This window comes from Mesotoga sp. BH458_6_3_2_1, assembly GCF_003664995.1.
Classification (GTDB): Bacteria; Thermotogota; Thermotogae; order Petrotogales; family Kosmotogaceae; genus Mesotoga.
Genome location: NZ_JFHL01000024.1, coordinates 23,109 through 34,751, shown reverse-complemented (window position 1 = coordinate 34,751; position 11,643 = coordinate 23,109). Strand labels below are relative to the sequence as shown.

At 47.3% G+C, this 11,643-nt stretch carries 12 protein-coding genes and 1 tRNA gene; 8 read left to right on the top strand and 5 right to left on the bottom strand.

Translation table 11 applies throughout. The annotated features are described in order from the left end of the window. Positions 1 to 64: 64 nt before the first annotated feature. On the top strand, positions 65 to 1,279 hold the full coding sequence (locus Y697_RS11405; protein WP_014731162.1) for an IS256 family transposase: 1,215 nt from the start codon (positions 65 to 67) through the stop codon (positions 1,277 to 1,279). A 99-nt stretch (positions 1,280 to 1,378) separates the two neighbouring features. Next, complete coding sequence (locus tag Y697_RS11400) at positions 1,379 to 2,041, top strand: ABC transporter permease (protein WP_259462529.1); 663 nt, start codon at positions 1,379 to 1,381, stop codon at positions 2,039 to 2,041. Positions 2,042 to 2,058: 17 nt separating this feature from the next. On the opposite strand, the gene Y697_RS11395 is transcribed toward Y697_RS11400, so the two are convergent. Next, positions 2,059 to 3,390 (bottom strand): mechanosensitive ion channel family protein, encoded by a 1,332-nt coding sequence (locus tag Y697_RS11395; RefSeq protein ID WP_121551728.1) that lies wholly within the window; start codon positions 3,388 to 3,390, stop codon positions 2,059 to 2,061. Positions 3,391 to 3,565: 175 nt separating this feature from the next. Between Y697_RS11395 and Y697_RS11390 the strand changes: the two genes are divergently transcribed. Genes Y697_RS11390 through Y697_RS11380 form a run of 3 tightly spaced genes read left to right on the top strand, consistent with a single transcriptional unit; the run spans position 3,566 to position 6,234 of the window. Next, complete coding sequence (locus Y697_RS11390) at positions 3,566 to 4,012, top strand: hypothetical protein (RefSeq protein ID WP_121551727.1); 447 nt, start codon at positions 3,566 to 3,568, stop codon at positions 4,010 to 4,012. Next, the gene (locus tag Y697_RS11385) at positions 4,005 to 5,267 is read left to right on the top strand and encodes a M48 family metallopeptidase (RefSeq protein WP_121551726.1); all 1,263 of its coding nucleotides are present in this window, start codon (positions 4,005 to 4,007) and stop codon (positions 5,265 to 5,267) included. Before Y697_RS11390 ends, Y697_RS11385 begins: the two co-directional genes overlap by 8 nt. A gap of 4 nt (positions 5,268 to 5,271) precedes the next feature. Then, positions 5,272 to 6,234, top strand: coding sequence for a 1-aminocyclopropane-1-carboxylate deaminase/D-cysteine desulfhydrase (locus tag Y697_RS11380; RefSeq protein WP_121551725.1), 963 nt, complete (start codon positions 5,272 to 5,274; stop codon positions 6,232 to 6,234). Positions 6,235 to 6,253: 19 nt separating this feature from the next. On the opposite strand, the gene Y697_RS11375 is transcribed toward Y697_RS11380, so the two are convergent. Continuing rightward, positions 6,254 to 6,616 (bottom strand): PadR family transcriptional regulator, encoded by a 363-nt coding sequence (locus tag Y697_RS11375; protein WP_121551724.1) that lies wholly within the window; start codon positions 6,614 to 6,616, stop codon positions 6,254 to 6,256. Between the two features lie 12 nt (positions 6,617 to 6,628). Further along, a complete protein-coding gene (locus tag Y697_RS11370) occupies positions 6,629 to 7,000 on the bottom strand; it encodes a NifB/NifX family molybdenum-iron cluster-binding protein (protein ID WP_121551723.1) in 372 nt (123 codons plus the stop codon). A gap of 269 nt (positions 7,001 to 7,269) precedes the next feature. On the opposite strand from Y697_RS11370, the gene Y697_RS11365 reads away from it, so the two are divergent. The 3 genes from Y697_RS11365 to Y697_RS11355 all read left to right on the top strand — a co-directional run bounded on the left by Y697_RS11365 (position 7,270) and on the right by Y697_RS11355 (position 9,468). Then, complete coding sequence (locus Y697_RS11365) at positions 7,270 to 7,734, top strand: hypothetical protein (RefSeq protein WP_259462526.1); 465 nt, start codon at positions 7,270 to 7,272, stop codon at positions 7,732 to 7,734. A 91-nt stretch (positions 7,735 to 7,825) separates the two neighbouring features. Beyond that, positions 7,826 to 7,901, top strand: a tRNA-Pro gene (locus tag Y697_RS11360). A 193-nt stretch (positions 7,902 to 8,094) separates the two neighbouring features. Then, on the top strand, positions 8,095 to 9,468 hold the full coding sequence (locus Y697_RS11355; protein WP_121551722.1) for a M14 family zinc carboxypeptidase: 1,374 nt from the start codon (positions 8,095 to 8,097) through the stop codon (positions 9,466 to 9,468). Positions 9,469 to 9,839: 371 nt separating this feature from the next. Here Y697_RS11355 and Y697_RS11350 read toward each other — a convergent pair whose 3' ends face one another. After that, positions 9,840 to 10,352 (bottom strand): GrpB family protein, encoded by a 513-nt coding sequence (locus tag Y697_RS11350; RefSeq protein WP_121551721.1) that lies wholly within the window; start codon positions 10,350 to 10,352, stop codon positions 9,840 to 9,842. A gap of 37 nt (positions 10,353 to 10,389) precedes the next feature. After that, on the bottom strand, positions 10,390 to 11,598 hold the full coding sequence (gene eis / locus Y697_RS11345; RefSeq protein WP_121551720.1) for an enhanced intracellular survival protein Eis: 1,209 nt from the start codon (positions 11,596 to 11,598) through the stop codon (positions 10,390 to 10,392). Positions 11,599 to 11,643: the final 45 nt, after the last annotated feature.

The following is an 11,643-nucleotide window of genomic DNA, read 5'->3' as shown; positions in this document are numbered from 1 at the left end:
CGAGTATGTAAAGAAGATTGTGTAAACCCTCTAGAATGGAAGAGAAGATTGGAGGGAAAAGAAGATGAAATTTGACAGAGAAAAGATCAAGTCGTTAATCGAGAAGAATGGATTTGAAGATGTCGGAGATGTTCAAGAGGCAATGAAGGAATTGTTTGGTGACGTAATCAAAGAAATGCTTGAAGGAGAACTGGAAGATGAGCTTGGATATTCGAAGCATGACTACAAGAACAAAGAGACTGACAATTCCAGGAATGGACATAGCAAGAAGACAGTTAGGAGCGATTACGGAGAAATAGAACTTGAGATACCAAGAGACAGGAAAGGTGAATTTGAACCGGTTGTTGTGAAGAAACACCAGAGGGACATTTCTGGTATAGAGGATCAGATAATCTCCATGTATGCAAGGGGAATGACAGTAAGAGATATTCAGAGTCATATAGAGGATATCTACGGTTCCAGATTGTCTGCAGAGAGCGTAAGCAGGATAACGGACAAGATACTGCCACTGGTCTCCGAATGGAGAAACAGACCATTAGAATCTGCGTATGCGATAGTCTACATGGATGCCGTATTCTTCAGGGTCGTTGAAAGCAACCAGGTAAGGAAGAAAGCACTCTATATAGCCTTAGGAGTATCCCTAAATGGCCACAAAGACATTCTAGGCATGTGGATAAGTGAAACAGAAGGAGCAAGCTACTGGCTAAGCATTCTCAACGAATTGAAGAATCGCGGGGTTGAAGACGTGGCAATCTTCTCAATAGATGCATTAAGCGGAATGGAAGAAGCCATAGAGGCTGTATATCCATTCTCAGAGGTTCAGAAGTGCATAGTTCACCAGATAAGGAACACCATGAGATATGTTACCTGGAGGGATCGTAGACCTCTAGCACGCGATCTCAAGACAATTTATCAGGCACCTACAAGAGAGGCGGGATGGAATGCATTACTTGCACTAGAAGAGAAGTGGGGCGACAAATACCACTTGTCAATAAAAAGCTGGAAGGATAACTGGGAAACTCTCTCAACCTTCTTTCAATATCCAGAGGAACTGAGAAGATTGGTTTATACAACTAATCCCATTGAATCAGTTAATAGACAACTGAGGAAGGTAACGAAGAACAAAGGAGTCTTTCCAACAGACAATTCTCTCTTAAAGATGGCTTATCTAGCAATAATGAACATAACAAAGAAATGGACAGTAAGAACTCTTGATTGGTCCAGGATCCTTACTCAACTTGTGATAAAGTATGAAAGATTAGCTAAGTACATAAGCTGATTCCTAAACCCATTACAAAAAGGGGTTTACACAAAAAAAGAGACAGAACCGATAATCCTTGGGATATTTCTTCTGGCGTTCATTCTGCTCATATCCAACATGGCGCTCTGGGAGAGCTTTCTAAGATGGCTCTTTCCGGAAGAGAGGGAGGTTCTTCACCCCAGGGGTACCCTGCTGGAACTCGTGGGAGAACACCTGTGGATGGTGATTGTGTCAAGCGGACTCGCAACTGTCATAGGTATTTCGATCGGCGTTCTCGTTACGCGACCGCTAGGAAGGCAGTATCTGCCTCTCGTTTCCAATCTCAGCTCTCTCGGACAGACCTTTCCTCCCGTTGCGGTGCTTGCCCTTGCGGTTCCTCTACTTGGATTCGGGTTCAAGCCCACGGTGGCGGCTCTGCTGCTATATGGACTACTACCTATAGTAAGGAACACGATAACCGGCATCGAGAATATCCCCTCTGAAGTCCGCGAAGCGGCTTACGGCATGGGTATGTCTTCCTGGCAGGTGCTCTTCAAGATCGAGCTTCCTCTCGCGCTGAAGGTTATTATGTCGGGAATACGGATATCCGTTGTTATCAATATCGGGACGGCGACCGTCGGAGCCACTATAGGGGCCGGCGGACTTGGATCGCCCATAACGGCGGGGCTCGTGTCGGAGAATCCCGCCTTCATACTGGAAGGAGCCATTCCTGCCGCCCTTCTTGCCTTCTCTGCCGATGCGCTGCTGGGAAATATAGAGAAGAGTATTTCCTCTGAGTAAGAAGACTGGCAGACAAGCTATTGTTGATTATCAAGCGGTCTATCCCCGTAATTGTTGATTGTGGCAGAGCTGCCACCGCCTGCAGGACGCGGAACGGAAATCTTGCCGCTCACAAAGAGATCGCCGAGTGCCCTTACATCTCTCCCTGACGGGTTCTGGAAGAAGCGCAGCCCGAAGTGAGGCATGGAGGCAAAGATGTGATCGAAGATGTCAGACTGTAATGACTCATAGTTTACCCAGGAGGTATCCTTGCTGAAGCAGTAAATCTCAAGTGGAAGTCCGGTGTCTGCCGGCTGAAGCTGTCTGACCATGATTATCATGTCTTTGTTGGTTCCGGGATGGTTTCGGAGATAGGCGGTCACATATGCTCTAAAGGTCCCAATATTCGTCATCCTTCTGCCGTTGACCGGTTCGCTCACATCTATCTCGTTCTCCGTGTTGAATTTCTCGATCTCTTTCTTCCTGCTTTCGAGATAAGGTCTCAGAATCTCGATTCTGTAAAGCCGGTCGAACAATTCGTCGTCTAAAAAGCGAATCGAGGAGTTGTCTATAAATACCGATCTCTTGATACGCCTTCCCCCGGCCTGAAACATTCCCTTCCAGTTCTTGAAGGATTCAGAGATCAAGGCGTAGGAGGGTATTGTGGTGATCGTCTTGTCCCAGTTCTGGATCCTGATAGTGGTAAGTGTAATATCTATGACGTCTCCGTCGGCCTGGAATTTCGGAACCTCTATCCAGTCGCCTATACTGACGAGATTGTTCTTTGAAATCTGGATGCTGGCGACCAGTCCCAGAAGCGAATCTCTGAACACTACCAGAAGAACGGCCGTCATTGCTCCAATTCCACTCAGAATACCCCATGGAGAGATTTCGGTCAGCACGGATACCGCAATGACTCCGGCCACTATGTATATCATGATCTTGACTACGGTCATATAGCTCTTTATCGGCTTGTCTCTGGAGGTCTCGAGAGACTGGTAGGCGCTTGTGAAGACGTCGAGGAAGGCGTCAACAACGACAGCCGAAATGAATATCAAGTATGTTGTAACCAGCTTGTAGATCAAGCCCTCTATCGCAGGAAATGCCCGGGCGAAGAGAGCGATAACTATTGCAGGTATCATCAGTGCTATCTTATAGAGAAGTTTGTGTTTGATTAGATGATCGTCCCACTTGAACGCGGACTTTCTGACTATGATTTCTATGGGCTTTATCAGGAGCTTCTCGAAGAGGAATTTCGAGAGAAAGGCCACGACTATCATGATTATTCCAACAACTATGTTGGCCAGTACCAAGTCGAAAGTCTCACTGAGTCCGAGGGCCGAAAACCACCCGGCAAAGATGTCTACCACCTGATCGCCTCCAGAGACAATAATAACATCACCGGCATGTAAGGGCTACTTGTACTAAGGGTTCTATAATCTAATGGATGGAGGAGTCAATGTAAATTTCATTACAGATTCACCGGAACAGAGGGTTACAGAGATCGCCACAATGTCGTAAAATAGTATATTGGAGGTGAGTGAGTTGAAATGTCCCGAATGCTTCTCTAATGACAACAGGGCGACGCCACTTAAGAACCCCGAAGATTGCCTGACGAACCATGTTCAATATGTCTGCTCCACGTGTGGCAGGGCGATTTGCATGGAGGACGATGAACGGGAAAGACACGGTCCCCGATCCTCCTTCAGTTCTTTCAATGACGCAATGCTTTACCTCCGGGCAGCCGAAGCGCTATTCAATGGGCCTTGCGGCATCTACGAACTCACAGATGGAGCGAAGGTCTTCTATAAGATTTTCAAGGACAAAGACGGCCTTATGAACTACCTCTTGGAGAACCCGGAGAAGAGATGCCCTCTGGGAGAGGCGCTTCACGAAACAGAGGAATTCAGGCCGGTGGTTGAAGGGCAGATCCGGAAACTGGACAAAGACGAGGTCGAAGAGTATTTAAGAGAGAGAGAAGTTGATGAATAGCTTTGAGACAATCTTTCTTCTCGTTGTCTATGTAATCGCTTTCTTCGAACTCTTTTTGCTGTCCCTCAACTATAGGAATTCGAAGCTATCTAAGGTCTCACTTCCAGATAACTTGCGAGACGTCTTCAATGATGATCTCATCGAAAAGTCTGTGGAATATACGAGAGCCAAGGGAATTCTTGTCATGGTCTCTTCTGTCGTGAACCTTCTGGTACTGAGTTTAGGGATCTTCTGGGCATTCAGGGCAATCGAATCCCTTTCAACGAAATTGGCGGAGGGCTTTGCGATGCGCGGCCTCATCTTCTTCATCTTGATCGCCGCAATTTCCTTCGTGATCTCTCTCCCCTTTTCGATTTACTCGACATTCGTTTTGGAGAACAGATATGGTTTCAATCGGACGACACCAAAGACGTTTGTTGTTGATAAATTGAAAGTTCTGCTTCTGGTTGCGCTAATCGGAATTCCGCTCATTTATCTTGCGCTTCTAGCTATCGACTCGTTCACGTACTGGTGGGTCTACTTGCTTATCGGAGTGATTGCATTTGAGCTGCTCACTCAGCTGATCTTCCCTACAATCATTCTTCCCCTCTTCTACAAGCTGAAGCCTCTCGAAGATGAGGATCTTATGAAAAGGATTAGAGCGATTGCCGAGAGATCTGGTTTTGCAGTCAAGTCGATCCTCGTTATGGATGCATCGAGAAAAACCGGCCATACGAATGCCTTCTTCACGGGTATCGGAAGGGCAAAGAGGATAGTCCTGTACGACAGCCTTCTCGAGAAGCATTCTTCTGAAGAGATAGAGGCGATCTTCGCCCATGAGGCCGGTCACTTCAAGCGTAAACACATACTCAAGGGGATGCTATTATCTAACGCGGTTACGGTTTTCGCCGTATTCCTTTTATGGCTGATCGTCGAGAGCGACACCGTTGCCGGCATCTTCGGAATCTCAGAGAAATACACGATTCTGCTTTATGCGGGGATCTTCCTGTCTTCGATCTTCACGGTCCTTGACTGGATAGACTCGTTCATAAGCAGGAAATGGGAATTCGAGGCCGACAGGTATGCGGCGCAGATTACAGGTAATCCGCAACCGATGATCGGAGCCCTGAAGAACCTCTCCGTGTCGAATCTGTCGAACCTCAGTCCGCATCCTATGTACGCTGCCCTTTATTACTCGCATCCGCCGTCGTGGGAGCGAATTGAAAAGCTGAATAAAATAGTCTCTAATATACACGAAAGAAAGAGTAGGGGGTGAGATCTTGAAACTGAAGTTCATTAACTGCGTGACACCTGTAAGCAGGCTTGAATGGATCGAGGAGAACCTCGGCCTTCCGTTCGAACTCTTCTGCAAGCATGATGAGTTGACCGGCTTCATCACGAGTGGAAACAAGATCAGGAAGCTCGAGTATCTCATGAAAGATGCTCTAGAAAAGAAAGTAGACACGGTATTCACCTGCGGGGGTATTCAGTCGAATCACTGCAGGGCGACGGCGATGGCTGCGAGGTCGCTTGGAATGCAGCCAGTTCTCTTCCTCAGGGGAAGGCCGATGGAGATTCCTCAGGGGAACGTCCTTCTAGATACCTTGGTGGGAAGCGACATCCATTATGTGACCAAGGAGGAGTATTCGAGAATAGATGAGATCTTCGCAACGAAGAAGGAAGAATACGAGAAAAAGGGTGGTAGAGTCTACCTGATCCCCGAGGGCGGCTCAAACGCTCTTGGTGCAAGGGGATATGTGGACGCCGTCAAAGAGCTCTCGGGCCAGATAAATCTCGATCATGTTGAAGCCATATTCACAGCGGTCGGCAGCGCCGGAACCTATGCGGGAATTCTGGCAGGACTCAGGACGCTGGGTTACAACACCGAAGTCATAGGCATTAACGTCACGAAGGATCCTTCCTCACTCTTCGTGGAAAAGACAAAGAGACTGATCGGAGAGATGAAGGAGTACGAAATAGACGTATCGATAGACGATAAAGATGTCGAAATAATCGACGACTTCTCGGGACCCGCTTATGCCGTGCCTTCAGAAGAGGATACAGAGCTTATCAAGAACCTTGCGAGGGAGCGAGCTTTCTTCCTTGACCCTGTGTATACGGCAAAGGCCTTCAGAGGAATGCTTCAGATCTCAAAGGAGAGATTCGCCGGAAAGAGAGTCGTTTTCACACACACTGGCGGGCTGTTCAAGCTGTTCGACAATCCGGCTGCTTACATAAAGTAAAGCCCTGCGATGCAGGGCTTTATATTCTGTTCAGGTCGTTCAGCCTTTCAAGAAACTTGTCGATGTTCTCCCTGAATCTCTTTATTTTGATCTCCGATGTTTTCAGGTATTCGAGGCCGGCCTTTGTGATCTTGTAGTTCTTCTTTGCCGGGCCCGTGTCCTCTGTGTCCCATTCAGAGGTTATAAGCTCCATCTCTTCCAGACTGCCCAGCACGCGGTAAAGGCTTCCCATCTGACCGACACCGAAGATTGGGATCTCGAAGTCGTTTATCCTGGAAGAAAGCTCATAACCGTGGGCGGGTTTTTCAGCGATAAGAAGAAGCAGATACAGCTCGATCCATGACCTGCCCATTCCCATCCGTCTTCCCCTCATATTTCTCATAATGGGCTCCACTTAATGATCATGGAACTTTCCGCGGTCTTCGGGCTCGTATTCAACACTTGAAAGTTCGCCTTCAATGTAGGTTTTTACTAGCTCTTCGATTGTTCCGCTGGCTCCTGTAATTGCGTGAACGCCCAGCGTCTCGAAGAACTGTATTGCCCGACCGCCCATGCCTCTTGTTATTATCACATCGGCGCCTTTACTCTTCACGTAGCCCGGAATTTCGCCCGGCTCGTGCTGTTCAAAAGGATTTGCTTCGATTTCGTGAGAGACAATCTCGTTGTTCTCAACAGTTACGAATGCAAAGAACGGAGAATGACCGAAATGCTCCGAAATCCTCGATTTTAGACCGTTATTATCAATTGTTGGAATAGCGATTTTCACGAAACTACCTCCTTACCTATATTCATCTAACATATATTATAGCATCTGAATTGCACTTGATTTTGACCACATTGGCATCTATGAACTATTGTCACTCTTTCACGAAGCGATTCTTGTTCAGTGGTTTTGAAAGCAACCGAGAATCAATTCTGGCTTTGAAATCACGATTTGCTAATTGGTGGTCAAGCGCAAAGATTGTTGAGGGAGGTATGAAACTACAGCCTTCTGTTTGACCAGTTGTGAGAGAATTAGCACAGAGGAGGTGCAGCATGAAAAAGACGCTTGCTTTTCTTATGATTGCGGCATTGTGTGTTACGGCGTTTGCAAGTGGATTGCTGGTTATTACTTTGAAGGACGGTTCAATCTACGAATTCTATCTCGATGAAATCGAGAGTCTGGTATACGTTGCAGACGATGAGTTACCTTTGGAATCCAAGTATATGAGTCTCGACAAAGTCGCTTTCGTTCCCGGTGAAGAGATCAATCTCTATTTCTTCGGGACTTCGGGACTCGGGTCTTACGCCTGGATCGGAATCATCCCCTCGGATATTCCACATGGAAGCGAGTCGGAAAACGACCTGCACGACGTTCAGTATGCTTACGTCGGTGGCATGACAGACGGTTTGATTGTATTTACCGCTCCCTGGGATACCGGATTCTACGACTTCAGACTGAATGATTCCGACAACGGTGGCATAGAGATAGACTTCCTAACCTTCGAGGTCAGGGAGTAGCCTGCATAGCCAATTTTCATTGTCTGAAAGTTGCCCTGGGCGTCGTTCTGCTCTTGAAAGGTTATCCCAACTGTGATAGAATCTTCGAGTACGGGGCGTAGCGCAGTTGGAAGCGTGTCTGCATGGGGCGCAGAAGGTCGCTGGTTCAAGTCCAGTCGCCCCGACCAAGAACCCTCGATTCGTTCGGGGGTTTTTTTCATATTAGAACGAGTTATACTTAACATGGTCTTCTCAAGAAAGACCCGGCCAAGAATTCTTTCCGGAAAGACGGTCGACAAGAGCTTCGCTGTTAATTGACCAGAGTTTCGAGCAATCTACAACGGCAGGCAGTCTGTCTGTCTCTAAATAAAGGGGGTAGTCATGGACTCAATAAAGGCGGTAATCAAGAATGTACCGGAGTACGAATACTTCAAAACGGTCGACGAGCTTAACGAGTCGAGCAGGAAACTCGCGGAACAATACCCCGATCTTGCCAGCTTCTACAAGATAGGTGAATCGATGGCAGGAGATGCGATCTATTGTCTAAAGATCGGCAACGGTTCCAGGGCGGTACTTATGTACGGCTTTCCCCATCCTAACGAACCGATAGGAAGCATGATGCTCGACTATCTTTCTCAACAGCTCGTCGAAAACGAGGCCTTCAGAAATTCCTTCAAGGACGTGAGCTGGTACGTAGTCAAGGTAGCCGACAACGATGGGGCGAAATTAAACGAGGGCTGGTTCAGAGGGCCCTACACTCCCCTGAACTACGCGCTGAATTTCTACAGACCGGCGAGTTTTCAGCAGGTTGAATGGACCTTCCCCATAAAGTACAAAACTCTCGACAACAACGATCCGATTCCCGAGACGAGAGCATTGATGAACATTATCGAAGAGGTCAAGCCGATCTTTATATACAGCCTTCACAATGCCGGTTTTGGCGGTGTCTACAACTACATATCCGACGATGCTCCGATTCTGCATCCGATATTCGAGAAGGCCTATGAAGACCAGGATATCCCGGCGGCGCTTGGCGAACCGGAGATGCCGTATGCGGTCAAATTCGCCGAGGCCGTCTACAAGATGCCGACTATGAGAGATACATACGATTACTACGCAGCCAATACCGACAGGGATCCTGCAGAGATAATCGGAAAGGCAGGTACCTGCAGCTATGAGTACGGAAAACAGTTCAACGAAAAGGTATTTGAACTGGTATGTGAAGTCCCGTATTATTACAATCCAAAGATTGAAGATCTTTCCGAAACGGAGTCCATCAGGAGGGATCTTATTCTGGCCAATCTCGAAGACACCAAGAAAGAGGACCAGAAGATAAGGGAGATCTACTTCCCGCTGAAAGACAGGCTAATAGTAGATACTCCGCTCCGTACAGCTCTCGACGACTTTCTTGAATCCTCCGAGAAGCACCTTCCCGTTCAGGAGAACTGGGCAAAGACAGCCAAGGAGCTGGAAAAGAAAGCGACTGTGGCCGAAGCCTTCGACAACCAGCAGGTCTCCAAGACCTACAAGATGCTCCTGTGGGGAATGCTCAGAAGGATCATGCTTCTAAACTACGAGAAGACGAATGACGAAGAATTCAAAGCTGCCGCAGAGAAAGCATATAAACACATGAAGGATATGAGCGACAAACTGGAGAAGGAACTCGAATACACAACAATCCCCATAAAGAAACTCGTTCAGATACAGTTGATGAGCGGACTGTACGCTGCTCTTTATGCTCTCGAAAGGAGCTAACTGCATCGAGACACCCCCCTTTTTCGGGGACAGACTCCATTTTTAACATTAGCGTAAAGTTCGCTGGATTATTGAAAGCCAAAGAAGCCGCTCTCGAAAGAATTATGCAAGTATCCGCGGTTTTCCTATGACTAATCATGTAAATCAATGCAGGAAAGTGACCTCTATACTCTGCAGATTCTCGTATTAGTGACCGGTAGACTGGTCGTCTTTCGTGACAATAGTTGTCAGGTGTTTCTTGCGAAGCGTACATGAGTGTTGTGGAGGCAAGTCCAAAAGAGGCATACGATTTATCAGCAAGTAGCGAGAGCGGGTCTTCTTATTTAACGGGAAAACGCAATCCTATGCCATCAAGCAGGCGGGACCTGACATCAATCCTTCTGCCGTTTCAGTATCCCCTGGATGAACTCGGCCTTGCCATTTGTATAAGCTTCTCTGGTGTCTCTGAATTGTTCGGCGAGCTCCTTCTTGAGCGCGGCATATTGTTGTAAGGCCTCTGGGTTTTCGCGCAAATAGTCCCTGAAGAAGATGTGTTCTTTCCAAAACTTGCTCCCAAAAACGACCATGTGTACGTGGTAGTCAATCTCATTGCCGGATCTTTCAAAGTATCTTCTCTCAGGCATTGAATCCTCGTGCTCGGGTCTGTAAAGATAGCCCGTTCTTTCAATGAATGGCACGCAGGAGTCGGCTTGTTCAAGTGATGATACGCCAATCATAATGTCGATTACCGGTTTTGCCTGAAGCCCCGGGACGGCCGTGCTTCCTATATGTTCTATCGTCTTCTGAAACTCATTTAGTGAGGCAGAAATCCGCTCTGCTTCCTCCCTGAACAGTCTAGGCCAAGCAGTACTGTATTCTTCAACTATTACCGGCTTTCCTCTCATTCAGATCACCTCTTCAGATCAATCAGCTGGGAGTTTCTTACACAGCGTTATGCGTTATGATTTCTGGGAAGATCGAGTCGAGAATGCTAACCTTCTCCGGAACTTCAGAGATTCCCCAGGGGATGTTCTTCCACGAGCCGGTCAGGAGCTTTCCAAGTCTCCAGAGCCTGGTGGCCGAAAGCCTCCCTGTCAAAAGCGGAACGAGGTCCGAAATCGCTATCTGGAAATCCTCTGTTGCTTCAGTTATCTCTGCTTTCCCGTTTCCGACCAGGATTTTGCAGTTATTCTGGGAGAGTAGTTCGTCTTTCACCTTCAAAACAACATTTCCGCGAACGGACCTATCCATGAGCTTCGAAATTACTGGAAGCGGATGAAGGATTCTTACCATTCTTGATGAGGCATCTATCATCTTGAGCTCTTTTCCGGCCTGCCATCTCGAATGGAAGAAGAGTTCTATTGGAAAATCTGGCGGCATTGTCCTCATTTCGAAAGTTGCAATCTGGTCCCTATGACTTAGTATGAATCTCTTCAGCGCGAATAATCCTGCAAGATCGACGAAGGAGAAGCTCTCTATAAGCATCTTTCTCTCCTTCTTACTGTAGACCATCATTCCATGAGGTGAGCCATTGGCATCGATGGCTACGACTCCAAACAGCTCCTTCTTGTGGAATATCTCCTGACTGCAAGCGGCAATTTCCAGCGCCTCGGTGTAACGAGAGGTTTCCCACAGGACTTTCCGGGCCTCTTCAATCAACGTTTTCATCTCTTCATTGTTTAGTAGCTTGCCGGAAACTATTTTGAGATCGTCGTCTTCCAGTTCATCTGAAAGAAGAGAGAAATCGAAGGTCAGTTCAAGACTCTCGAAGCCAAGCCCGAACCCCAGCCTTACGTAGAAGTCATGCTTGAAAGGATCGAGCATAATAATGTTTACTCCGCTTTTCAGAGTCTCCTGTATATCCCTCAAGAGAATTGCTTTTGTTATACCCCTTCTGCGATATTCGGGCAGTGTGGCCACGGCCTCGACGTACCTGCATTCAAAAGGTTTGGTACGGATTTTCGCGAGATATTTGTAGCTTATGTATGCGGCAACTAACTTCTCTTCGTCGAATGCGCCCCAGACATATTCCCAGAGGGATGGATCTGAAAAGAAGAACTCGCTCTCTTCCGGTTCGAAGTATTCGAATGACATCAGGAAGATCTCTACGATTTTGTCTTTGTAAGAGCTGTCAATCCTTCTTGTTTCCATTTCGCACCTCCAGCTGTCTTTCGCAATAATGATAACAGATCGGAC